This is a genomic window from Flavitalea plasmicola (genome assembly GCF_030546645.1).
Lineage (GTDB): Bacteria > Bacteroidota > Bacteroidia > Chitinophagales > Chitinophagaceae > Puia.
On record NZ_JAUOTO010000001.1, the window covers coordinates 1153955 to 1178307 of the forward strand.

Genomic DNA, 24353 nt, shown 5'->3' on the forward strand with positions numbered 1-24353 from the left:
TACAAGCTGCAAGCGGTAAGCTTCAAGTCATGCTTAAATAACGCTGATAGCTTGCAGCTTGGGGCTTGCAGCTAAAATTCGATATGCGCCCGTGCGGAAAATACATGCACGGGACCTCTGTCCTGGTTGTAAGCGGGATGATCGACGAACTGATAATCCAGGGTAGCATAGAGATTGTAGAACAGCTTGCATTGATAGAACACTTCCGCAATATTCTCCCGGCTGTAATGGGGCAGCTGGCCATCGCCGATCATGAAGCCGTATCCTCCAATGGCGAGAAAGGCACGATGCTCTTCGGAAATTCCATTGGACAACAGGGCGATGCCGATATTGTCTGCCGATCTTTTCCAGCTTTTACCGTAGATACGGATACCTCCGCTGATGGTGTTGTCGATCTCCGCGAATGCCCAGGAGGCATTCTTTCCATCATTCCAGCCCAGCCGGAAGAAGGCGTTGATGTTATTGCCCAGCTCCTGCTCGGCGTTGACGCCCAAGCCATATTTCTTTCCATCATATGCTTTGCCGTAGATGACATCGAGGGTGGTGTCGGAGCCGTTCTCTTTGGCGGAGATGGCATTCTTATACCGGGGACTTTTATTGACGTTGTAGAAGGCCAGCAGCCGGAGAACGCCTTTGCGCTGATGCAGTGCATACCTTTTCTCCCATTCCAGGTTTTCGCTGCTGGTATGCGTATAATGCCAGTCCAGTTCGGGGCCATTGGCGTATTTAGGTTCCAATGCCGTACCCAGCCGCAGCGTCCAGCCTGGCTTGACGTATTCGGCCACAAAACCGCAGGTATAGCCGCGGGTATTGGCGGCATAGTCGTAGGCGCCATTGTTCATTAAAGCCCAGTTCATGAAGTCGGAACGGGGGTCGTGGCTGACATTGCTGTTGTCGAAGAAGTCGCCCAGTGAAAATTTGCCGGCTGTGAGGGTGATCCTGGACGTGGATACCCGTTCCTTCACCTGGTTGGCCTCATCGGAGATATCCTCATAATGATCTTTATCCAGGGTGATGTGCTGGCGAAGGAAGACACGCGCCACATATACGGTCGGCTCCGGATTGCCTATGCGGAACGTCTCGCCATTGGGGAAGCCTGCAATACCGAGGGTGCTGCCGAAGCCTTTGCCGCCGGCCATCTCGGGGTTGAAATAGATGGCCGCTCCCTGCCAGAGGCGTCGTCCCAGATAGGCGGTGGTGGTGACGGAATAGGCGCGTTCATGCGCAGGCGTCAGGCTGTTCTGCCCGCTGTAGGGGGCGTGGAAGGTAGGGTGTCCCTGCAGGATGCCGGTAAACTGGAGGTGATAGGTCCAGCCGGAATCCTCCAACAGGGGATCTCCGTTCTGCGCCGACGTTTGCAGGATCAGCAGGGAAAATGTTACGATCAGCAGGAATGATGAATAAAGTCTTTTGAGCATGGCCGGTTGAATAAACACGGCGCAAAACTAAAGGGGATGGAGTAAGCGATAAAATAATTTAATGCTACCGTGTTGCTTTTACCATCCTGTTCTTACCCTGCATGTCTTTTCTGACCGTGACCGTCTGGTAGCCGGCCCCTTTGAAGATGCTTTCCACGAGACCGGCCAGATCTTCATGGATCTCTGCATATATGGCCCCTTGCATGGAGAGCCTTTCCTGTCCCAGCCGGGCTATTGCCTGGTAGAAGACGACGGGGTTTTCGTCTTTGACGAAAAGCGCCAGGTGCGGCTCGTGGTTGACCACATGGGGGGACATCGTAGATTTGTCTTTCAGGGGAATATAGGGCGGGTTGCTGACGATGAGATCGAGGGGGGGCAGCTGTTCCCGCTGACTGCTGTCCAGGATATCCAGCAACAGGAAGTCGACTTCGGCTCCCAGGGTAGTGGCATTGCGGCGGGCGACTGCCAGGGCTTCGGGACTGATATCACAGGCATGTACAAGAGCGTCGGGGAGTCGTTTTTTCAGGGAGATGGCGATGCATCCGCTGCCCGTGCCTATGTCCAGGATCACGGGGGAGGTCGGGACCGGCGTCGCGGCGGTCGTTGTTGTTACCCATTCCACCAACTCTTCCGTCTCGGGCCGGGGGATCAGGACATGTTCGTCCACATAAAATTTCATCCCGCAGAACCAGCTTTCCTGCAGTACATATTGCACGGGCTGGAGCTTTGAAAGGCCGAAGATATACTGGTGAAAGATATCCGTCTGAACGGGGCTCAGCAGCACGTCCTTGTTCAGGAGACGGTCTATTTTTCTTTTGCCTGTAATATTCTCCAAAACGAGGTCGCCGATCTGGGCGGCTTCCCTTTCACCATAGAGGGGTGTTAATCGGGAGAGTAATTCCCTTTGGGCCTGTGTGATATCCATACCTAAAAATAAGTAAATTTGCGGCTTGAATCCCCCTGAATTATACGTACATCGTTGTTTGGAGCTGGCCCGGCTGGGAGCCGGCCATGTTGCCCCCAATCCCATGGTAGGGGCTGTGCTGGTATTTGAGGACAGGATCATAGGAGAAGGCTATCACATGAAGTATGGCCAGGCGCATGCGGAGGTCAACTGTATTGCGGCTGTAAAAGACGAGGACAAGGGACTCATCCCGCAATCCACCATCTATGTATCGCTGGAGCCCTGCGCTCATTTTGGTAAGACGCCCCCATGTGCCGACCTGATCATCCGGCAGCGGATACCAAGGGTAGTGGTGGGTTGCCGTGACCCTTTTCCCCTGGTGGATGGGAAAGGCATCGAGAAAATGAGGGCGGCGGGTATTTCCGTCGAGGTCGGGGTATTGGAGAAGGAATGCAAAGGTTTGAACAGGCGCTTTTTCACTTTTAATACGCAGCACCGTCCTTACATCGTGCTGAAATGGGCGCAGAGCATGGACGGAAAAATGGGGGCCGGGAGCGGGAAACGGGTCCTTATCTCCAATGAATATACGAACCGGCTGGTGCACAAATGGCGGTCTGAAGAGGCGGCCATCCTGGTGGGAACGAATACGGCTTTGCTGGATGATCCGGCATTGACGGTGAGATTATGGAAAGGGCCGGATCCTGTCCGGCTGGTGATCGATAAAGACCTGAGCCTGCCTGTATCCCTCCGGCTTTTTGACGGAAAGGTGAGGACGGTGGTATTTAACCTGCAAAAGCATGAGGAACAGGGGAACCTGCAATATTATCAACTGGCGGAGGATAGCAGCCTGGTACATCAACTGGTGGTGGCCTTGCACCAGCTGAAGATACAGAGCGTGCTGGTAGAAGGTGGGGCTGCCTTGCTTCAATCTTTCATTGATGAGGGATATTGGGACGAGGCGCGCATCATAACCAACGAGACCTTACAGATCCCAGGCGGGCTGGCTTCGCCGGTATTACCAGGGGGAAGCCTGGTTTTCCAGGAAAAGCTCTTTTCGGACGTAATCAGCCATTACCAAAAGACATGACGGAACAAGATTTTTACTATACGATCGAGAAGGAAGCGACGGCAGAGTTCAAAGACAGGGGCAGCAAGTTCATCGGCTATGCGTTCCCGGTAAACAGCGTGGAAAGCTTTAAGGAAAAGCTGAATGAAGTGAAGAAGCTGCATCCAAAGGCCACGCATCATTGCTTTGCTTACCGTCTGGGGTTGGATGGCAATACTTATCGTGTCAGCGATGACGGCGAACCATCCGGATCGGCAGGGAGGCCCATATTGGGCCAGATCGACAGCAAGGAGCTGGTGAATGTACTGGTGGTAGTGGTCCGTTATTTCGGCGGAACGTTGCTGGGTGTGCCGGGCCTCATCAATGCATATAAGTCGGCGGCCGCCCTGGCATTGCAGACGACTCCCCTGGTGCAGCGACAGGTGGAGCAGGAGCTGATCGTGCAATTCGACTACACGCAGCTGAATGAGATCATGCGGGTCGTAAAGCAATACAACGGACGCGTCATCAGCCAGGAAATGCAGCTATTCTGCAGTATGAAGCTGGCTGTTCCCAGGAATCGTTGTACTGAAATCAACTACATATTAAAGGAATTGCGCAATGTGGAAGTGTCGCTGGTAAAGGCCGCGGGATGACGGGTCTGGGATTAGGATAAAGTTTAATGAAAGCTTTGGTAAAGGACTTTTCTTGTGGAAAATGTATGCAGCCATGGCTTTTTTTCGTTTATTACGGTGACTATTATCCGAAATCTAAAGAAAACCCTTATGCGCAAATTACTCCTACTCCTGACCTTTCCCATTATTTTACTGACTGTATTTATCGCCTGCAATAAATACAAGGACTCGCTGCCACCTCCCTCCTCCGGCAATGAATTGCCGGAAGAGAAAACCGTCACCGCCAGCCTGCAAGGTAAAGTGGTGGATGAAAACGGCCAGGCAGTGGCCGATGCCACTGTCACCAGCGGTGATGCCAGCACTTCTACGGATGATCATGGTATTTTTAATTTCACCAACATCAAATTATCCAGCCGCTTCGGCTACGTCAAGGTAGTCAAGACCGGTTATTTTGCCGGATCGCGGAGCATCCTGGCAACCCCGGGCAGTGAGAACTTTGTCTCTATCAAGCTGCTGCCCAGGACCTCCAAAGGCAGCTTTTCCGCGTCGGGCGGCGGTGTTGTCACCGTGCAGGCGGGTACTACGGTGACCTTTGAAGGGGCTTCGGTTGTGATTGCCGCTACGAATGCCGCCTACGGTGGTACCGTCCATGTATATGCGTCGTACCTGGACCAGACGACCGCGGATGTTGCGGTCCGTATGCCGGGTGATCTGCGTGGCATCGGCAGTGATGGTAAAGAAACATTGCTGCAGTCCTTCGGGATGATGGTGGTGGAGCTTGAAGGCGACGGAGGCGAGAAGCTGCAGATCGCCGGCGGTAAGAAAGCTACATTATCGATGAAGATACCAGATGCGGAAAAGGCCAGCGCTCCTGCCACCATTCCTTTGTGGTATTTCAATGACACCACGGGAAGATGGATCGAGCAGGGCGTGGCTACCCGTAAAGGTGACCTGTATGTGGGAGAGACGACACACTTCAGCTGGTGGAATTGTGATGCGCCTGTAGGGACGGTGACCTTCCATGTACGGCTGAAAGATGCGCACGGCACTCCCCTGTCATATACTTATCTGCGGTTCACTTCCCCTACGCTGGGCACACGGGGCGGTTTTACAGATGCCGATGGTTATGCGTCGGGGCTGATACCCAAAGGTGAGGTATTAAAGATGGAGGCGATGAATAGTTGCGGTTCTGCTTATTTCGGGGTGAACATCGGACCTGCATTGGGCGACCAGGAACTGGGTACGTTGACGGTGACGGATGACAGGGCGACCCTCGCCCTGACGGGTACGGTGGTCAATTGTAACGGCGGCGCCGTAGACAGCGGTTATGTAGAAGCCAGGGTGGATGGGTTGTCCTACCGGATAAAAGTAGTAAAAGGAGCTTTTTCCCTGGCGATACCCCGGTGCGGTGATGTGCCTGCGAACGCGGCGTTGGTAGTGGGGGATTATAAGACGCAACAGCAAAGCAATTCTATTTCCGTACCCGTGACTTCGGGCAGCGTCGATGCAGGAAAGCTGAGCGCCTGTGGCAGCGAAATCAACCAGTATTTCAATATCACTTTCAAAGGGCAGACCTACAATATAACGGTGCCCCCGGACTTAATTTGCTATTCCGAGCAACCTGCCGATACCAGCAGGTGGTACCTCTTTTCGGTGGATCAAGACTATAACAACTATGGCTTAACCTATATCTGGTGGATCCAAGGGAAAGAGTTCAAAGGCGTCGGGACCTATCGGACATCCGGCTATATGACGATCAACGACGTCTATTACATACACCCGCAAGCCGATGACACTAGTCCGAAGTGTACCATCAAAACATTTGGAGCTGTGAATGAATTTATTACGGGGTCCATCAGCGGACAATATAAGGATTCGACGGATACCTGGTTCCCGCTGACCTGCGATTTCAAGGTGAAGAGGAGGCGCTAGGTATCACAGGATATAAATAGCAATTTAGGTGTATATATAAAAGGGGAATGCCGTCGAAATAACCAGTTTTCGCCATTCCCCTATACTTTTGGGCAGGGTTTGATCGTTGTAAACTCCTATATCAAATCAATATCCCTTGAGAAGCTACCGCCTACCCCTGATCTTTGCTGTATTGTCCTCATTTACAATTTTTTATGCCTGTAATAAGTATAAGGACACCCCTCTTCCCTCCAATGAATTGCCTGAAGAAAAGACCGTGACTGCCAGCGTGCAGGGCAGAGTGCTGGATGAGAATGGCCTCCCGGTGCAGGGCGCTGCGGTTACCAGCGGTACGGCCAGCACGACGACGGACGTGAATGGCGTGTTCAGTTTTACTGATATTTCGTTGTCTTCCCGGTTTGGCTTTGTAAAGGTCGTCAAGCAGGGATATTTTATAGGATCCCGCAGCATACTGACCAGTGCGGGAAGCTCCAATTATGTTTCTATCACGTTGATACCACGTACTTCCAAAGGAAGTTTTTCCGCGTCCGGCGGCGGGAGTGTTGTGGTGGAGACCGGAGATACCGTGGCTTTTGACGGGTCCTCCTTTGTGAATGCCGCCACCAACGCTGCCTATTCCGGGACGGTACATGTATATGCGGCTTACCTGGATCCTTTGTCGCTGAACGCAGCCGGGCAAATGCCCGGCGACCTGCGGGGTATTGGCGCCGATGGGAAGGAGACGATGTTACGATCTTTTGGGATGATGGTGGTCGAACTGGAAGGAGACGGCGGCGAGAAATTGCAGCTGGCGTCGGGAAAGCTGGCGAACATCACGATGAAGATCCCGGATGCATTGAAGGCGACCGCAGCAGCAACTATTCCCTTATGGTATTTCAACGACACCACCGGCAGATGGATCCAGCAAGGTTCGGGTGTCCGTAAGGGTGACTCCTATTGCGGTCAGACGGCGCATTTCACCTGGTGGAACTATGATGCGCCAATGGGCGCTGTCAATCTCAAATTGCAGCTGAAGGATCAGCATGGCGTTCCCCTGACCTATACGCGCGTGGATATGACTTCTCCGACTCTAGGCACAAAATCAGGCTATACGGATGTCACTGGCTATATCTCCGGACTTATTCCAAAGGGAGAGACCCTGCAGCTGAAGGTGATGAGCTCCTGCGGAACTTTATTGGCAGGAGCCAATGTCGGCCCCACGCTGGCCGACCAGGATCTGGGAACGCTGACGGTGAATAGTGAGATCGCATCCCTTACACTTTCAGGTACGGTGGTGAATTGCAATGGTGGCATCGTCGACAGCGGATATGTCAATGTAGTAGTGGAAGGGTTGAACTACCGGAGCGCCGTATCGAAAGGTGCTTTTACCGTGAATGTGACCAGGTGCGCTACTGCGACTACATCAGTCTCGCTATTGGCGGGTGATTATAAGACGCTGGAGCAGGGGAGCAGTATTTCATTGTCTGCCGACACGGGGAAAAATGATGCGGGGCAACTGACAGCCTGCGGCACTGCTATCGAACAGTACGTCAGCGTTACGGTGGATGGCAAGACTTATACGGTCAACTACCCGGTGGATAGCATCGGCTATTGGGTGCAAAATAACACGAGCAATTTCCAGTCACTGCCTGTAACCGGCAGTGCGGGATATTCGTTGGGATGGCAGACGCAAGCGCTCTCGGGAACGGGAACTTTTCCGGCCAACTATTTTTATCTGAATACCACTGTCCGTGGATTTTACCAAAGCGGAGCCATTCAGTGCACGATCTCCCAGTTTGGCAACATTAATGAATATATCGTGGGCGGCTTCAGCGGAAATCTGAAGGATTCCGTGAGCCAGGTGATTTACCCAATGACGGGGAATTTCAAGGTAAGGAGGGATGAGTAGGCCGGCTATGCATCAAATCTGCTGCTGACCACCAGGTCCTTGCTTCCGGCGGTATATGTATAAAATCCTTCGCCGGATTTAACACCGAGGTATCCTGCCGTCACCATATTGGTCAGGAGGGGACATGGGGCATATTTCGGGTTGCCGAAGCCGTCATGCAGCACTTTCAGTATGGAATGGCAGACATCCAGCCCGATGAAGTCGGCCAGTTGCAAGGGCCCCATCGGATGGGCCATCCCTAATTTCATTACCGTGTCGATCTCCTGCACGCCAGCGACGCCCTCGTAGAGGCTGAAGATAGCTTCATTGATCATGGGCATCAGGATACGGTTGGCTATAAAACCGGGATAATCATTCACCACGCAGGGGATCTTTCCCAATTGTCCGGCGATGTCCACCATTTGGCGGGTGACGGCTTTGTCCGTTGCATAGCCGTTGATGATCTCTATGAGCTTCATGACGGGAACGGGGTTCATAAAGTGCAGGCCGATGACGGATGCGGGTCGCCGGGTTACGGAAGCGATCTTTGTAATGGAAATGGAGGACGTATTGGAAGCGAGCAGGCATCCTTCGGGACAAAGCTGGTCCAGCTGCCGGAAAATGGAAAGCTTCACTTCCAGGTTCTCGGTGGCTGCCTCTACGACCAATTGAACGTCTTTTACACCCGTTTCCAACCCCGTATGGGTAGTAATAGCCTGAAGGGTAGCGCTTTTACCTTCTTCGGTCAGGAGATTCTTAGCCACTTGCCTGTCCAGGTTGCGCGAAATGGTCTGCAGGGCTTTGTCGAGCTGGGGGCTACTGGTGTCTATAAGATTGACAATGAATCCATTCTGAGCAAAAACGTGCGCGATGCCATTACCCATGGTGCCGGCGCCGACGACTGCTATTCTTTTTATCATATGGTTAGTTAGCTTGACTGAAGGCCAGACAACTGGAAAAAGGGGATCAATTGTTATTTCTGAAATCACCCCGTTTCCAGGCCTGGATGAAATCGGCCCAGGCGACAGGGTTGAAGATATTTTGTGGCGGCGCCTGCCCCTGGTAATAATACCGGGTAGCCTGTTGCGATAAATAGCGGCTGGCGGCTTCGCCTGCGCTGGCCGGGAGGGTACGGGCCAATATTCGCCGTTTGGCTGCATCGGTGTTCTGGCGGGCGATCTCGATATTGTCGTCCGGGACAGGCGTATTGACGAAATCCCGTTCAAACTGCTCCCTGGTGGGCCTTGGCTTGATGATGGTGGCCGGCAGGTACTGGGCGTCATTGACCATGAACTGGATGATACTGTATTGATTACCATGGAAGGTATCCGGAATGTTCAGGAGGACGGGCTTATAGCCTATGCTGGTGAACTCGATCTGATCTCCTTTGAGCACTACGATGGAGAATACCCCCTGATCGTTGGAATAAGTGCCCTGGTTGCGCCCTTTTACGACAATACTTACGGCGGGAATGCCTTTCAGGCTATCACCCGTCACGACGATGCCGTAGAACTGGACCACGGAATCCTTGAGTTTATCGAACTGGGCATGCACTGCAAAAGGTGCGGAAAGGAATAAGAAGTATAGTAAAAATTTTTTCATTCAGCGATCTTTTGACTTCAGTACATGCTTTTGGCTTCAGTACATGCCCTTGTGACACAAGGATTTCAAAATTAAACTTTAAACCTTAAATCGTAAACAAAGTAAGGCCGTCATTGGTTAATTTTGTCTCAAATTAGAGTTTTTAACAAAATCTTGCGCATGACCCAGGAAAAAGTTTTAGCGGCTTTAAGCAACGTACAAGAACCTGATCTTGGGAAAGACATTGTTACGTTGAACATGGTGAAAGACGTGGAGATCGACGGGAATTATGTTTCATTTACAGTAGTGCTGACTACGCCTGCCTGTCCCATGAAGGATCATATTAAAAATGCATGTATCAATGCAGTACGGCTGCTGGTGAATAAAGAAGCTACGGTGAACGTAAAGTTCACCGCCAATACGAGCACGAACCGGAAGGATATACAATCTCAGTCCCCGTTGCCCAAAGTGAAGAATGTGATCGCCGTTGTCAGCGGCAAAGGCGGGGTTGGAAAAAGCACAGTGGCTGCCAATTTTGCATTGGCCCTGGCCAGGGGAGGCGCTTCTGTGGGCCTGATGGATGCGGACATCTATGGTCCCAGCGTACCGATCATGTTCGGTGTGAGAGGAGAGCGGCCTATGATGACGGGTGGCAACGACGGCGGCAAGGGGATGATCGTGCCGCTGGAAAAATACGGCATCAGGCTGATGAGCATCGGGCTGTTGGTGGATGAAAAGAATGCTGTAGTATGGCGGGGGCCGATGGCCAGCAGCGCCATACGTCAGTTCATCACCGATGTGGCCTGGGAAGAGTTGGATTACCTGGTGATCGATATGCCGCCGGGCACGGGGGATATTCATCTGACGCTGCTGCAGACCGCGCCGGTGACGGGTGTGATCGTTGTTACGACGCCCCAGGATGTGGCGTTGGCCGATGCCAAAAAGGGGATTGCCATGTTTGGTCAGGCGCAATTGAAGATCCCTATCATCGGGCTGGTGGAGAACATGAGCTATTTCACGCCGGCGGAATTACCGGAGAACAAATATTATATTTTCGGCAAGGATGGTGGAAAAAGGCTGGCAGAAGAATATGATATTCCTTTTTTGGGACAGATCCCGCTTGTACAGAGCATACGCGAAGGTGGCGACTCGGGTGTACCTATCATGATGAGCGACGATGCGGTGACCAAAAAGGCGTTTTTCGACTTTGCCGGCAATGCGGCCCGCAGCATCGCCATGCTGAATGCCAACATGCGGTCTGAGCGTGTGGCGGAGGTGGTGGCGTAATTTTCTGCCGAATGTAGTAATTTGCCGCCATGTACATCCCACGGCGATACGAAGAAAAAGACAAGGAAAAGATCCATTCATTTATACAGGAAAACGCCTTCGGGCTCCTCATTAGTGTAAAGGAAGGCACCCCTGCCGGCACACATATTCCTCTCTTATTAGAAAAAGACGCTGAAGGTCGGGATATCCTCATGGGACATATCTCCAGGGGCAATGAACAGAAGTATGCCCTGCAGGATGGGGCGAAGGTGCTGGTGGTCTTTACAGGGCCGCATGCCTACATTTCTCCCCGATGGTATACGCAGATGACTGTTCCTACCTGGAATTATATTGCCGTGCATGTGTACGGGACGGTGAAGATCGTGGAAGGGGATGAATTGCATGCGGCACTTCGCAGGCTGGTGGATCATTTTGAACATCCGATGCCTCAGCCGGTGAAAGTAGAGGAGATCCCGGAAAAGCCATATAATGAAAATTTCCGGGGTATTATAGGTTTTAAGATATACATTGACGAAATGCAGGCTGCCTATAAGCTCAGCCAGAACAGGGATGAGGAAAGCTATCACCATGTGGTCCGGGAACTGGAAAAGGGGGATGATGTCGCCAGGGGTGTGGCGGAAGAAATGAAGAAAAAAACTAATTTTGAGTAATGACACGCCAGGAACTTATTCAGCAAATCAGGAAAAAGAGATCTTATTTATGTGTTGGCCTGGATACGGATCGTACAAAAATCCCGTCTCATTTACTTTCTTTGCCTGACCCCGTCTTTGAGTTCAACAGACAGATCATCGATGCTACAAAGGACCATTGCGTGGCGTATAAGATCAATACGGCCTTTTACGAAGCCGATGGGGTGAAAGGCTGGGCGGCGATGGAGCGGACGGTGAATTATATCTCCCAGGATCATTTTAAGATCGCAGATGCCAAGCGGGGGGACATCGGGAATACCTCTTCCCAGTATGCGAAGGCATTTTTTGAAACCCTTTCTTTCGACGCGATTACGGTGGCGCCTTATATGGGATCGGACAGCATACGGCCTTTCCTGGAATACAAGGACAAATGGACCATCCTGCTGGGGTTGACTTCCAATGCGGGGGCGGCGGATTTTGAGCTGCAGCCGGCGGGAGAAGGATTGTTATATGAGAAAGTTTTGCGGACGGCTAGTGGATGGGGGAACCCGGAGAACCTGATGTTTGTGGTGGGTGCTACGCAGCCGGAATGGTTTGAAAATATTCGCCTGCTGACGCCGGATCATTTTTATCTCGTGCCGGGTGTAGGAACGCAGGGAGGCTCTCTGCGGGAGATCTCTGTGAAAGCAATGAACAAGGAGGTGGGATTGCTGGTGAATGTAGGACGGGATATTATTTTTGCGGCGAAGGGAGCCGACTTTGCGGCGGCGGCGGGGACTAAGGCGCGGGAGTATGCGGAGGAGATGGGCAGGTATTTGTAACCTTTTATTAAAAGGTAGTTAAAAGGAGATACAAAATTGCACTAATTGCCGGTTGCGATATACCTTTCGCAAAACCCTACTTATGACACGTTTTCTCAAGACCCTTTTCTTCTTTCTTTTGACCCTGGCTCTATTTTCATCCTGTAAAAAGACGAATGCGCCGACAGACGGGCAGCTGGTGGCCGCCCGGATAAGAGCGCTATTGGGTGATCCGGCAGGCAAACAAGTGTATATCTATAGTGTCAGCACGGGTCAGATGCTGGGTGCAGGCCCCATTGCGGAGCTCGGAGGGGATGGGCAGCTAATCTTGCAGGCAGGCTCTGGTGAAACACGTGTATTCAACCTGGAAACCTTGATATCCTATACTTTCGATAGTAACGGAAATTTAACCCTGTATTTCTAAAGTTTTTTCATTGAATTCTTTCTCAGACTTTGAGATCACCAGCGTCGCCACCCCATTCCCAATGATATTCGTGATAGCGCGTGCCTCGCTCATGAATTTGTCGACGGCCAGCAGAACGGCCAGGCCCTCCACGGGAATTTTTTGAATAGCGGTGAGGGTGGAGGCGAGTACGGTAAAACCGCTGCCGGTGACGCCTGCCGCCCCTTTTGAGGTGACCATGAGTATGCCGAGAATGGTAAGCATTTCTCCTGTCGTCAGCTGTACATTATATAATTGGGCCAGGAAAATGGCTGCCATGGAAAGGTAGATGGAAGTTCCGTCCAGGTTGAAGGAATAGCCGGTGGGAACGACGAGCCCTACTACGGACCTGCTGCAACCCATTTTTTCCAGCTTGTTCATCAGGGAAGGGAGGGCGGCCTCGGAGGAAGAGGTGCCGAGTACGATGAGGATCTCTTCCTTAATATTTTTCAGATAGGTGAAGATGCTGAGCTTGAAATAACGAAGGATCAGTCCCAGCACCACCACGATGAAGATGGCCATGGTGCCGTACATGGTCAGCATCAGCTTGCCGAGGGGCACCAGCGTCCTGATGCCGTATTTCCCGATGGTGGAGGCCATGCCTCCGAACGCACCCAGAGGGGCCAGCAGCATGACGATCTTTAAAAGCCAAAAGATCCATTGGGTAACAGGTTCCATATACGCCAGGATCTTCTCCCGCCTGCGGCTGAGACTTACGATAATGCCCACGATGATGGCCAGCACGAGGACCTGTAGCGTGAGGTTTGATAGAAAGAACTCTTTCCAATTAATATGCGCTGCGCCTTTGGTGTACTTTGATGCATCCTGGATGGGCAGGCCGCTCTTATCTATTTTGCCCGGCTGGATGAACAGCGCCAGCAGGATGCCGATGGCCAGGGAGATCGTGGTAATAACCTCAAAATATAAAAGGGATTTGATCCCGATGCGTCCTACTTTCTTCAGGTTGCTCATGCCGCTGATGCCGGGAACAATGGTGAAAAAGATGACAAAGGGTATGAAGACCTTGATAATGGCGATGAACCAGTCGCCCATCCATTTGGTCCCGATGGCCGTGGCGGGATAAAAATATCCCAACAGCACGGCGCCCACCAGGGCAACGGCTACCAGCAGGGTAAGATGAGCGGTGAAATTAAGCCGTGGAGGTTTCGGCAGGGTGGGTGTATTCATGCGACTTGCTGAAAATTGGCTAATATATGATAAAACCTGTGGACGTCCTCAAAGGAGTTATACAGGGGCGCCGGGGCTACCCTGATGACACCCGGTTCGCGATAATCTACGATGATGCCGGCTGCGATCATTTTATCATGAATGGCCTTGCCATGCTCCTTAAAATAAAGGGAGAGCTGGGCGCCTCTTTTTGCCGGATCGATGGGGGTGATGATGTCAAAGCTGATATTGGTTAGTTGTTGTAGCAAAAAGGACAGGTAAGCGGTTAGCTCCAGGCTTTTGGCTCTTAGCCGATCCATCCCCGCCTCATCGAAAAGCCGGAGGGAGGCTTTGAGGGCCACCATGTTGAAGACCTGTGAGGTGCTCATATTCCATCCGGAGGCATTGGGTTTGGGAACAAACCCTTTCTCCATTTTAAAACGGGTGGCTTCATCGTTTCCCCACCAGCCGCCCAGCCGGACGTAGTCCCTGTTATGGGCGTACCGTTCATGCACATAGGCGCCGCCGACGGCTCCCGGTCCCCCATTCAGGTATTTGTAGGAGCACCATACGGCGAAGTCGACGTCCCAGTCATGCAATTGCAGGGGAACATTGCCGACGACGTGTGCGAGGTCGAATCCTGCGATGGCTCCCACTTTGTGTGCGGCCGCCGTAATGCCACCGATATCGAACAGCTGGCCCGTGTAATAGTTGATGCCGCCGAATAACACGATGGCCAGGGTATCACGGTGCTGATGAATGGCGGCGAGGATATCTTCTTCCCTGATGAGCTTTTCGCCTTCGCGGGGACTGATCTCTATAATAGTCTTATCCGGATCAAGACCATGCCATTTTGCCTGTGTTTCCAGCGCATATTGATCGGAGGGGAAGGCGCCGGCTTCCATGATGATCTTATACCGTGCGGCATTGGGCCTGTAAAAAGAAAGGAGAAGCAGGTGCAGGTTGACGGTGAGGGCATTCATAACGGTGAGCTCCATTTCCCGTGCACCGGTCAGCTTTGACAGCGTGCCTTTAAAAGGTTCCTGGTAAGTCAGCCAGGGATTTTTTGCCTGTAGATAGCCTCCTACGCCCAGGTCCTGCCAGTCTTTCAGTTCCTGCTGAACAGCAGGAGCTACGTCCCTGGGCTGCAATCCCAGTGAGTTGCCGCAGAAATAGATGGCGTCTTCCTCAGCTGTCGGCAGCGAGCGGTCAGTTACAAGTGGTGAGCTTTGAGTTTCGAGCGGAGGGTTTCCGGCTACCATCGGTTTGCGGGGAAAATAAAACCGGGAGCGAAAGCTTTGCAGCTCATCCTCCCGGTCTTTTCGTTGTGCAAATTCCAACGTGGTATCGAATGGTTCCTGCATGTTATGACTTTCATGCAAGATAATGTAAAAGCTAATGTCTGTAGCCTTCGGTTCTGGTCAGCCGCTCAGGTGGTTTTCTCGTCGTCGTCCTTGTCCTCGTCTTTGTCTCCCTTGTCTTTGTCTTTTTTGTCTTTGTCCTTGCTGCCGGGTGCAGCGCCCGTGTAGCTGACCCTCACCGTGCCAAAGCTGCTCTTGATCTTGATCCTGGCCTTGCCATCGCCGGCCTGTCCACTGTAATCCTTGTCGAAATGAGGGCCGGAATCTTCGTTGTCCCTTTTTTCCTTTATGTTGAACTCGCTGTCATTGTGGAAGCTGCCGAAGCTGGTATGGACATCGAACTGGGCGGAAAGGCTTTTGGTGACTACCATCCTCACGGTGGAATAGGATTCGGATACGGCCAGGTCCTGGATATTGTCGGCCACGATGAATTGAACGTTGTGGGAGAATTCGCTGTTGATCCTCACATTGCCATTGACCTTGCCGATCCGGGATTCCTTACAGAACTTGAAGACCAGCTTCCCATTGGCGACTTCGGCGATATAGGCTTTTCCGAACTCGACGTCCACGACATCCACATTATCCAGCCGCCCTGTGTTCAGGCTTCCGAACTTGCTGGTGAGGGAGACCAGGCCTTTGAAATCGCCCATTTCCGTCTTACCGAAGCTGTTCTCAACGACCAGCCTGTTGGCTGCCGGCATGTGGACAATGTAATCGATGTAAAAGGATCTGTCATCGTCTTCCTTGCCATGGTGTTTGCCGTCATTATTGTGGATCTCGCCCACCTTTGTCTTGAAGGAGATGATATGACCACTCTGTACTTCTTTCACATCCAGCTCATCCATGATGTCCTTTGCCTTTTCTTCCGAAGAGGCGCGAACGCCGATCTCGATGTCGACGGTGATCTGATTTTGATCCCAGGTCGCGACCCGCACGTTGCCAAATTGGTTTTCGATCTCCAGTTTATCATCGGGGCCTACATTGTAGGACCTGTTGATCGTCTTCTTCTTCCTTACATCGTCGTCGCCATTTGCGGCCCTGGTTATTACAGGCTGAGATAAGACAAGAAAAAGGGATATAGAACTAAGCAGTTTTATATGCTTTTTCATACGCTGTTTTTTTAGAATGATTGATCTGTTTAATGATGTCTAGCTGATGATTCAGGAGCCCCATCTGCAGCTGAAGGTTCTGTAGCATCGCTTCTAATAGTTGTTCTTTATTCGGATTTTTAGGTAGCTGTTGTTGTAAGCCGTGATAGACGCTATCAAGCTTGTTGACATCAGAAGCAAATTGCCTGTAGAGCAGGGGCTCGTCCTTTTCGATGACCTTCAGCTCTTTGTGCTTCAGCTCCACCAGCCGGGCATAATGGACCATCTCTTCCTTTACGATGGACTCCTGTGTAGCCGGGGCGGCGTTCTTATCGCCACCTTTGTCATCCTTCGACTCCGTCGTCTTAGCTAGCTGTTCTTTTTCCTGCATGCTCTGCGGGGTATCCACGGACGGGTTAGTCCCGCTGGCGGAAGGCTGCTTACCGGCCGGGGGGGCCTGGACGACTTCCGGCGTTTGGCTGCCAGGAGTACGGTGACTGCTGAGGTACCAGATGCCGGCGGCTATGACCAACAGGACTGCTGCCGCAACGCTGAGGGAGGTCCTGGTAAGCCGGACGACGATGGACTTCTTTTCTTTGGGAGGATCCATCTCCAGCCGGATCTTATCCCAGAGCTTTTTCCCCGGCTCTTCGGAGTCGAATTCCTCGCGGTGATCGCTGACGAATTGTTCTAACCGGTGACTCATGATAATTCTCCTTGTTTTATATACAGTAATAACTTTTGTTTGGCTCTCATATACTGGGTCCTGACAGTGGCATGGGTCACCCCCAGGATCTCGGCTATCTCTTCCTGGTCGTAGCCTTCAAACAGGTAGAGTGTAAGCACCGTACGGTAGCCGTTGGGCAGTAGCCGGACTGCCTTTTTTATGTCTTCCACTTTCATCTGGACCTCTTTTTCATCCAGCGAATCTTCTTCGGGCAGGTGGCCGACATTGGTCTTTTCGATGTCGATCAGGTCCATTTTTCTCTTTCGCAGCTGGTTGATGGATTTGTTGATGACGATCCTTTTCAGCCAGGCCCCGAAAGTGGATTTATGATGAAAGTCTTCCAAAGATCTGAATGCATCCACGAACGCTTCCTGCAGGACGTCTTCAGCGTCCCCGGTGTGATTGACGATACGCAGGCTGGTGTTGTACATGGCTTTGCTGTATTTATTGTACAGTTCAGCGAAACCCCGGGAATCCCCGCGTTTGCACCTTTCCACCAGCTCATCATGTATTATTGGTTCTGTCAGTTCCAATCCAGCAGCTTTAGCGTTCATGATACTATAAGTACACGGCCTCAGGCCTCATGTTGCATAATTATGAAATATTTCGGGAAAAAATTCCGGAGGAATGAGTTTAGTCGTTCATAATCAGGCTTTTTCTTACTTTAGTAGCTTAAACCGCACATCCATGGCCGCAAAAACAGACGTCTTTCAAAGTCCGGATTATTACCTGCTGGATGATCTATTGACGGAAGAGCAAAAGCTGATCCGTGAGTCGGTGAGGGCTTATGTCAGGAAATCCATCTCTCCCATTATCGAAGATTATGCGCAAAAGGCGGAATTCCCGCAGCAAATCGTCCGTGAGCTGGGGGATTTGGGGTGTTTTGGGCCCACGATCCCTGTGGATTATGGTGGCGGCGGGCTGGATTATATCAGCTATGGGCTGATGATGCAGGAACTGGAGAGGGGAGACAGCGGGGTACGTTCCACGGCCTCGGTCCAGGGGTCGCTGGTCATGTTCCCGATCTATGAATATGGCAGCGAGGAGCAGCGTAGGAAATTCTTACCCAGGCTGGCCAGCGGGGAATGGCTGGGCTGTTTTGGCCTGACGGAGCCGGATCATGGCAGCGACCCCGGCGGTATGCTGAGTAATTTCAAAGATGCGGGAGACCATGTGATCCTCAACGGCAGTAAAATGTGGATCAGCAACGCGCCGTTTTCGCAGGTGGCGGTGGTATGGGCAAAGGATGAGCAAGGAGAAGTGAGGGGATTGATCGTAGAGCGGGGTATGGAGGGCTTCAGCACGCCCACGACACATGGTAAATGGAGCCTGCGGGCTTCGGCAACGGGTGAGCTGGTATTTGACCATGTGAAGGTGCCAAAATCGAATATCCTTCCGAATATAAAGGGGTTGAAAGGGCCGTTGAGCTGTCTGACGAAGGCCCGTTTTGGCATCGCCTGGGGAGTCGTTGGGGCTGCCATGGATTGTTACGACGCGGCATTACGGTATAGTAAGGAGCGGGTGCAATTCGACCGTCCCATCGGCGGATTCCAGCTGCAGCAGAAAAAACTGGCGGAGATGATCACGGAGATCACGAAGGCCCAACTGTTGAACTGGCGCCTGGGTTCGCTGATGAATGAGAAGCGGGCTACCCCCGCCCAGGTGTCCATGGCTAAGCGAAATGGATGCGAGATAGCGGCGCAGATCACCAGGGATGCCCGCCAGATGCTGGGTGGCATGGGTATCACGGGGGAATATCCCATTATGCGCCATATGATGAATATCGAAAGTGTTATCACCTACGAAGGCACGCATGACGTACATTTGCTGATCACCGGAATGGATGTCACCGGTCTGAATGCTTTTAAATAATGAAAATTTTTTTGATAGGATTTATGGGTTCCGGTAAGACGCACTGGGGTAAGCTCCTTTCAGCCAAGCTGCAGCTGCCTTTCCGTGACCTGGACACCCTCATCGTAGAGAAGGAGCAAAAGTCTATTGCGGATGTCTTCTCTGAAAAGGGGGAGGAATATTTCCGTTACCAGGAAAAACAGACGCTGGAGGAGCTGATCAACGAAGAGGAGAGCTTCGTCCTCTCCTGCGGTGGAGGGACGCCTTGCTTTTTCAACAATATCGAGCTCATGAAAAAAAGCGGGAAGGTGTTGTGGCTGAATACTTCGATAGATGTGCTGAAACAGCGTCTCATGAAGGAGCGGATGAGCCGTCCGCTCATACGGGACGTCAGCGAGGAGGAGCTGAGGAGATATATTATCCGTAAGCTGACGGAGCGAAAAATGTATTACGAGCAGGCGGATGCGATGGTGAATGAGGAGTCAATAACTTTGGAAGAGCTAATCAGATCATTATTACAAAATGAATAAGAGTTTTCTTTCCGTCGCTGCCCTGCTGGGTGCATTGTCCGTAGTTCTGGGAGCTTTTGCCGCGCACAAGCTGAAACAGATAGCGGCGGTCGAAACGGTAGCTGTTTTTGAAACAGGCGTTCGTTATCAATTTTACCATGTTTTTGCCCTGCTGATAGTGGCCTTGCTGTCGGAAAAGTTTTCCAATCGGTGGATGATCTGGGCGGGTAATTGTTTTATTACGGGGATCATCCTGTTCTCCGGCTCGTTGTACCTGCTGACGGCCCTCAAGATCGCGGAGAGTACCCATGGGCAGCTGGCGGGTGTCATCACGCCGGTGGGGGGATTGTTCTTTATTGCCGGGTGGATCTTTTTATGGCTGGGGGTGTCGCAGAAGAACAAGTAAAAATAGCATGCTAATCATAAAGTCAGGCCGAAGGTGGTCCGGGTACCCTGGTGATTGGCTATCTCAAACTCCCCGTCGATGGAGGTCATCCGTTTCTTCATATTGTGCAGCCCGTTGCCGAATTTGCGCAGCTTCTCCATATTGATACCGACGCCATCGTCCTGGATCTGGATGATGAGCTTGTCGCTCACGGTGACATTGATCTTTACTACAGAACTCTGTGAATGTTTCAGTACATTGTTCAGGGCCTCTTTTACGGAAAGGAACATATTCCTTCTTTTTTCTCCATTGATCTCCCGGTGGGGAATGGAAGCGGGCATGCTGAAATAACAGTCGATGCTGGTATTTTCGAAGAACTCCACGGCATAGGAGCGGATATAGGCCACCAGGTTCTCCACAGAGTCATTGGAGCTGGTCATGGTCCAGATGATGGTGTTCATTTTATTCAGCAGCTCGTTGGCGGAATGGGAGATCTTTTCTATTTCAGGTAAGACCTGGTCTTTCATCTTGCTTTTAACGATCTCGCTCATGAGGCGGATGGCTGTCACGCCGGAGCCCAGCTCATCGTGCATGTCGGCGGAGATACGGTTCCGTTCGTCCTGTTTGGCGGCAAGGACGGCAACTTGTTTTTCCAATTCTTTTCTTTCGGTCTCGAGCTTCAGCTTTTCTTCCTTTTGGATGCTCAGGATGATCTCCATCTTATTCTTATAGGTGAGGGCGAAAAGGAAGAACAGCAGCTCGATGGTGATGCCTACTTCGTAATAGAAAAGGGCCAGGTTCAGCACGGAAACGCTTTTCACCAGGTGAAAGTTGGTCGCGATGATGACCTGGGAGAGGATGGATAGGGCGAAAAGGCTGATATTTCCCATTACGATGTAGTTCATCAGCTGGTTGCGATAGCTGAGCCCCTTGACGATGAAAACAAGGGAAACGGTCATCAGAACGTACTTGGTGTAGTCCTCGATGGAATTCGCCACGGTGAAATCGGGGATGAGGAACCAGGTGACGATGTACAGGATCATCAGCAGGCCGATGGCGGCGGCGCCCCAGAACAGGTAGCGGTCCAGGCTTTTGTAATTCTTCCGGGTCTCCAGGAACATCCGGTGAAAAACGATATAGGAAATATGGCCCAGGCAAAAGATGATATTGTCGAGAAAGCCTTCGAAAAAGAAATTAAAGGAGGTGGTGGCATTGTGCAGGATAGACTTCAGGAACAGCAGGGTGCTGATGAAGAAGCAATAGCCCGCGTAGTAGAGGAATTCCGGTTTGGCCGTCTGCAGGTATTCACTCACCCCATAAAAGATCATCATCAGCATGATACCTGCGAAGAGGTTGGTCATGATGTCGATGCTGGTCTTGTTCTTATGATTGTAAAGAATGCCATGGGTGATGAGGTCCTCCCTGGTAAGGCTGGGGTTGATGGAATTGGTCGGACTTCGGATAAAGGTCAGCAGGGCGTAGTAGACGGCGGTATCATGGGGGGCGAGAGTGATCTTCCGATAGCCCAGGCTGTCCGGATCATCGGGGAAAATATCCGGCAAAGCTGTCACGGTGACTGTATGGGGAGCCTGACGAAAAAGCCGGATAGAATCGTAATAGAAGCCGGGACAAAAGAAGGAGCTTTGCTCCCGGGCGCTGCTGTTGGTGAGGGTGAATCTCAGCACGGCCTTGTAGTTCACCCGCTCGGGGGTAATAAAGTGCTCGTATTTTTTTGTTCCTTTGATAGGATAGTCAAGGTTGGGCAGCTGCTGCGGGGAAATCGTCTTCAAATGGGAAAAACAGAGCCAGGTGCTGGCGGAAATATCGTCGGATACGCCGTTCGTGGCCAGGTCGACAGGCTTTTCCAAAGCCGGTGTTGGTGAGAGACCAGGCTGGGCCAGCGTATGCTGCAGGCAGGTGAACAGCAGGATCAGCAAAATGATTGGTGTGACCCTTATATATGTGGATAAGTTAGAATAGGAACGCCCTGACATATATCCCGTAGGCAGTTTTTTTAAAGGTAAAGTAAATAAATATAATGTCTCACGTATCTTTACATTCATGGCAAACCGACTGAAGTCTAAGAAGAGCCAGGCGCCTGCTTCAGATAAGCTGAAACCTGAAAAGGACCCGCAGGTTACAGTCAAACAGATCGTAAAGGACGAACGTACCCATAAGATCACGGGGGCTGTCTTTCTGTTGCTCGCTGTCTTTCTTTTTATAGCGTTCACCTCCTATTTGTTCACCTGGAAAGAGGACCAGGATAAGGTGTTCCATGGAGCATCCATCCTTTTGCCTTCCTCAGAAGTAAAGGTAGCTAATCTGCTGGGCAATCTCGGCGCACTGATAGCCCACCAGTTTTTCTTCAAGGGTTTCGGGCTGGCTTCTTACCTGTTTTGTTCCTTCTTCTTTATCGTGGGGGTCAACCTGCTGTTTACCCGGAAGGTCTTTTCCATCGGACGGAACCTTCGCTATGTGCTGGCAGGCTTGCTGTTCTTTTCCGTTGCGCTGGCATTCGTCACCCGGGGCAATGGTTTCCCTTGGGGCGGCGCCGTGGGGGATATGATCAGTGACTGGCTGGTGAAGTTCCTGGGGTGGCTGGGGACGGCGGCATTGTTGCTGGTGGCGGGATTGGCCTACTTTATATGGCGATTCAACCCTGTCTTTAAGGTGCCCGCTCTGCCTGTCCGCGAGCGGAAGCCTGCCATTGCAGGAGTGGGTGAAGAAGAAATGGAGGAGCAGGAAGAAAAGAGCGTGCCGGTGAAGGGTGGGGCGCGGCTATTCGTGGACGAGGGCTTCAGCAGCATGAAAGGCAATATACTGAAAGAGGACGGCGGCGTAGTAGTGATTGCGCCGGAAGAGGAGGCGGAAGAAGTGGAAGGTCCCGAGCTGACACTGGTGGAAAAGGAAGAAGACGATGAACCTCCTTTTGAAATAACGCCTTCACGGAAAGAAGAACCGGAGGTGCTGTCAACCATTCCTCCCCTGACCATCCCTCCCGTGGTGACACCGCCGGCAGCGAAAAATAAATTTGCCGACGCCGAACTGGAGCTGGAGATCAAGGGCCAGCCGGATGGGGATGAAAAGCCTGAAGCGCCGGTGGAAGGAGAGGAGACTGCCGGGGAAGGCGCCAGCGGGCTGCCGCTGCCGGATTATGAGCCAACGCTGGATTTGCGGGACTATAAGTATCCTTCCCTGGATCTGCTGGAGGCGCACGGGAGTGAAAAGATCGTACAGGATGCCTCGGAGCTGGAAGCCAATAAGAACCAGATCATCAACACGCTGAAGAACTACGATATCGCAATTTCCAAGATCAGCGCCACGGTGGGGCCCACGGTGACCTTGTATGAGATCGTGCCGGCAGCGGGCGTGCGGATCTCCCGGATCAAGAACCTGGAGGATGACATTGCCCTTAGCCTTGCGGCGCTGGGCATACGTATCATCGCGCCGATACCCGGGAAAGGCACCATCGGTATCGAGGTGCCCAATGTTAAGAAAACGGTGGTCAGCATGCGGACGCTGCTGTCGTCCGATAAATTCCAGCATAGCAATTTTCATCTTCCTATCGCCATCGGCAAAAAGATCGACAACGAGAATTTTATCGTGGACCTGGCGGCTATGCCGCACCTGCTGATGGCCGGCGCGACCGGTCAGGGTAAATCTGTCGGTCTGAATGCTATCCTGGTGTCCTTATTGTATAAGAAGCATCCCTCTCAATTGAAGCTGGTGCTGGTGGATCCCAAAAAAGTGGAGCTGAGCATTTACCGGACGATAGAAAAGCATTTTCTTGCCAAGCTGCCGGGTGAAGAAGAGGCGATCATCACCGATACGAAGAAAGTGATCCATACGCTGAATGCCTTGTGTATCGAAATGGACAACAGGTATGACCTGCTGAAGGAGGCGAATGCCCGCAATATCAAGGAATACAATGACAAGTTCATCAAGCGCAGGCTGAATCCCCAAAAGGGGCATCAGTACCTGCCTTTCATCGTGCTGGTGGTGGATGAGTTTGCCGATCTGATCATGACGGCGGGCAAGGAGGTGGAAATGCCGATCGCCCGGTTGGCGCAGCTGGCCCGTGCGGTGGGGATCCATCTTATCATTGCCACGCAGCGCCCTTCGGTGAACATTATCACGGGCACCATAAAGGCGAACTTCCCCGCCCGCATCGGTTTCAAAGTGTCTTCCAAGATCGACAGCCGGACCATCCTGGATGCAGGCGGTGCAGATCAGCTGATCGGGAAGGGGGATATGCTTATCTCTTATAATGGAGAGATCACCCGGCTGCAGTGTGCATTTGTGGATACGCCGGAGGTGGAGCAGATCACCGAGTTCATCGGAAAGCAGCGGGGCTATCCCGAGGCATACAAATTGCCGGAGTATATAGATGAGAAAGATCCGGAGGCAAGGGAGCTTGAGCTGGGCGACAGGGACCCGTTGTTTGGGGAAGCTGCGCGGCTCATCGTACAAAACCAGCTGGGGTCTACGTCCCTGATCCAGCGAAGGATGAAGCTGGGTTACAACCGGGCAGGCCGGCTGATGGATCAGCTGGAAGCTGCGGGGGTAGTAGGGCCGGGAATGGGCAGCAAGCCGCGGGATGTCCTAATCAAAAGTGAAATGGAGCTGGATCAGTACCTGAATCCGTGATTTTCGAATATATTTGCGGCCGTTGAACCAACATTGGGTCTTTTAACACAGGAGGGCTTTAAACCTATGGAGCCTGAC

General features: G+C 52.0%; 22 protein-coding genes. 12 read left to right on the forward strand and 10 right to left on the reverse strand.

All coding sequences use genetic code 11. The annotated features are described in order from the left end of the window. Positions 1 to 71: 71 nt before the first annotated feature. The gene (locus tag Q4E93_RS04695) at positions 72 to 1418 is read right to left on the reverse strand and encodes a carbohydrate porin (protein ID WP_303582965.1); all 1347 of its coding nucleotides are present in this window, start codon (positions 1416 to 1418) and stop codon (positions 72 to 74) included. Positions 1419 to 1482: 64 nt separating this feature from the next. Next, entirely contained in the window at positions 1483 to 2343 is an 861-nt protein-coding gene (gene prmC / locus Q4E93_RS04700; RefSeq protein WP_303582967.1) for a peptide chain release factor N(5)-glutamine methyltransferase, read from the reverse strand. Positions 2344 to 2368: 25 nt separating this feature from the next. On the opposite strand from prmC, the gene ribD reads away from it, so the two are divergent. The 4 genes from ribD (at position 2369) to Q4E93_RS04720 (ending at position 7822) form a co-directional block, all read left to right on the forward strand. Then, positions 2369 to 3409, forward strand: a complete 1041-nt coding sequence (ribD, locus tag Q4E93_RS04705) for a bifunctional diaminohydroxyphosphoribosylaminopyrimidine deaminase/5-amino-6-(5-phosphoribosylamino)uracil reductase RibD (RefSeq protein ID WP_303582969.1) — start codon at positions 2369 to 2371, stop codon at positions 3407 to 3409. Continuing rightward, entirely contained in the window at positions 3406 to 4023 is a 618-nt protein-coding gene (locus tag Q4E93_RS04710; RefSeq protein ID WP_303582971.1) for an IMPACT family protein, read from the forward strand. Before ribD ends, Q4E93_RS04710 begins: the two co-directional genes overlap by 4 nt. 129 nt (positions 4024 to 4152) lie before the next feature. Then, the gene (locus tag Q4E93_RS04715) at positions 4153 to 5934 is read left to right on the forward strand and encodes a carboxypeptidase-like regulatory domain-containing protein (protein WP_303582973.1); all 1782 of its coding nucleotides are present in this window, start codon (positions 4153 to 4155) and stop codon (positions 5932 to 5934) included. A 136-nt stretch (positions 5935 to 6070) separates the two neighbouring features. Continuing rightward, complete coding sequence (locus Q4E93_RS04720) at positions 6071 to 7822, forward strand: carboxypeptidase-like regulatory domain-containing protein (RefSeq protein ID WP_303582975.1); 1752 nt, start codon at positions 6071 to 6073, stop codon at positions 7820 to 7822. 5 nt (positions 7823 to 7827) lie between these two features. Here Q4E93_RS04720 and Q4E93_RS04725 read toward each other — a convergent pair whose 3' ends face one another. Together Q4E93_RS04725 and Q4E93_RS04730 are read right to left on the reverse strand one after the other, a co-directional pair. After that, positions 7828 to 8721, reverse strand: coding sequence for a 3-hydroxyacyl-CoA dehydrogenase family protein (locus Q4E93_RS04725; RefSeq protein WP_303582976.1), 894 nt, complete (start codon positions 8719 to 8721; stop codon positions 7828 to 7830). 46 nt (positions 8722 to 8767) lie between these two features. Next, positions 8768 to 9403: a carboxypeptidase-like regulatory domain-containing protein gene (locus Q4E93_RS04730; protein WP_303582977.1), complete on the reverse strand. Its 636-nt coding sequence runs from the start codon at positions 9401 to 9403 to the stop codon at positions 8768 to 8770. Positions 9404 to 9562: 159 nt separating this feature from the next. Here Q4E93_RS04730 and Q4E93_RS04735 point away from each other — a divergent pair, with 159 nt between their 5' ends. The 4 genes from Q4E93_RS04735 to Q4E93_RS04750 all read left to right on the forward strand — a co-directional run bounded on the left by Q4E93_RS04735 (position 9563) and on the right by Q4E93_RS04750 (position 12522). Next, positions 9563 to 10669 (forward strand): Mrp/NBP35 family ATP-binding protein, encoded by a 1107-nt coding sequence (locus Q4E93_RS04735; RefSeq protein WP_303582979.1) that lies wholly within the window; start codon positions 9563 to 9565, stop codon positions 10667 to 10669. A 29-nt stretch (positions 10670 to 10698) separates the two neighbouring features. Further along, a complete protein-coding gene (locus Q4E93_RS04740) occupies positions 10699 to 11319 on the forward strand; it encodes an FMN-binding negative transcriptional regulator (protein WP_303582980.1) in 621 nt (206 codons plus the stop codon). Beyond that, the gene (gene pyrF / locus Q4E93_RS04745; RefSeq protein ID WP_303582981.1) at positions 11319 to 12119 is read left to right on the forward strand and encodes an orotidine-5'-phosphate decarboxylase; all 801 of its coding nucleotides are present in this window, start codon (positions 11319 to 11321) and stop codon (positions 12117 to 12119) included. Before Q4E93_RS04740 ends, pyrF begins: the two co-directional genes overlap by 1 nt. Positions 12120 to 12201: 82 nt before the next feature. Next, the gene (locus Q4E93_RS04750) at positions 12202 to 12522 is read left to right on the forward strand and encodes a hypothetical protein (RefSeq protein ID WP_303582983.1); all 321 of its coding nucleotides are present in this window, start codon (positions 12202 to 12204) and stop codon (positions 12520 to 12522) included. Here the strand turns inward: Q4E93_RS04750 and Q4E93_RS04755 are convergent. The 5 genes from Q4E93_RS04755 to Q4E93_RS04775 form a co-directional block, all read right to left on the reverse strand. Then, the gene (locus Q4E93_RS04755) at positions 12505 to 13728 is read right to left on the reverse strand and encodes a cation:dicarboxylate symporter family transporter (RefSeq protein WP_303582985.1); all 1224 of its coding nucleotides are present in this window, start codon (positions 13726 to 13728) and stop codon (positions 12505 to 12507) included. The two genes, Q4E93_RS04750 and Q4E93_RS04755, sit on opposite strands and share 18 nt — an antisense overlap. Beyond that, positions 13725 to 15071 carry a kynureninase gene (kynU, locus tag Q4E93_RS04760; RefSeq protein ID WP_303582987.1) on the reverse strand — a complete coding sequence of 449 codons (1347 nt, stop codon included), beginning with the start codon at positions 15069 to 15071 and terminating at the stop codon, positions 13725 to 13727. The genes Q4E93_RS04755 and kynU overlap by 4 nt, the downstream gene beginning before the upstream one ends. Positions 15072 to 15136: 65 nt before the next feature. Further along, the gene (locus Q4E93_RS04765; protein ID WP_303582989.1) at positions 15137 to 16177 is read right to left on the reverse strand and encodes a DUF4097 family beta strand repeat-containing protein; all 1041 of its coding nucleotides are present in this window, start codon (positions 16175 to 16177) and stop codon (positions 15137 to 15139) included. Beyond that, positions 16152 to 16862, reverse strand: coding sequence for a hypothetical protein (locus Q4E93_RS04770; RefSeq protein WP_303582991.1), 711 nt, complete (start codon positions 16860 to 16862; stop codon positions 16152 to 16154). The genes Q4E93_RS04765 and Q4E93_RS04770 overlap by 26 nt, the downstream gene beginning before the upstream one ends. After that, complete coding sequence (locus Q4E93_RS04775; protein ID WP_303582992.1) at positions 16859 to 17437, reverse strand: RNA polymerase sigma factor; 579 nt, start codon at positions 17435 to 17437, stop codon at positions 16859 to 16861. Before Q4E93_RS04775 ends, Q4E93_RS04770 begins: the two co-directional genes overlap by 4 nt. Positions 17438 to 17570: 133 nt before the next feature. Between Q4E93_RS04775 and Q4E93_RS04780 the strand changes: the two genes are divergently transcribed. From Q4E93_RS04780 to Q4E93_RS04790, 3 genes are read left to right on the forward strand one after another with little or no spacing between them, the layout of a single operon-like run. Then, positions 17571 to 18755 (forward strand): acyl-CoA dehydrogenase family protein, encoded by a 1185-nt coding sequence (locus Q4E93_RS04780; protein ID WP_303582994.1) that lies wholly within the window; start codon positions 17571 to 17573, stop codon positions 18753 to 18755. Continuing rightward, positions 18755 to 19264 (forward strand): shikimate kinase, encoded by a 510-nt coding sequence (locus Q4E93_RS04785; protein WP_303582996.1) that lies wholly within the window; start codon positions 18755 to 18757, stop codon positions 19262 to 19264. Before Q4E93_RS04780 ends, Q4E93_RS04785 begins: the two co-directional genes overlap by 1 nt. Next, positions 19257 to 19649, forward strand: coding sequence for a DUF423 domain-containing protein (locus Q4E93_RS04790; protein ID WP_303582998.1), 393 nt, complete (start codon positions 19257 to 19259; stop codon positions 19647 to 19649). The genes Q4E93_RS04785 and Q4E93_RS04790 overlap by 8 nt, the downstream gene beginning before the upstream one ends. 14 nt (positions 19650 to 19663) lie before the next feature. Here the strand turns inward: Q4E93_RS04790 and Q4E93_RS04795 are convergent, their stop codons facing one another. Further along, positions 19664 to 21565: a sensor histidine kinase gene (locus Q4E93_RS04795; protein ID WP_303582999.1), complete on the reverse strand. Its 1902-nt coding sequence runs from the start codon at positions 21563 to 21565 to the stop codon at positions 19664 to 19666. Positions 21566 to 21689: 124 nt separating this feature from the next. On the opposite strand from Q4E93_RS04795, the gene Q4E93_RS04800 reads away from it, so the two are divergent. Further along, positions 21690 to 24275 (forward strand): FtsK/SpoIIIE family DNA translocase, encoded by a 2586-nt coding sequence (locus Q4E93_RS04800; RefSeq protein WP_303583001.1) that lies wholly within the window; start codon positions 21690 to 21692, stop codon positions 24273 to 24275. Positions 24276 to 24353: the final 78 nt, after the last annotated feature.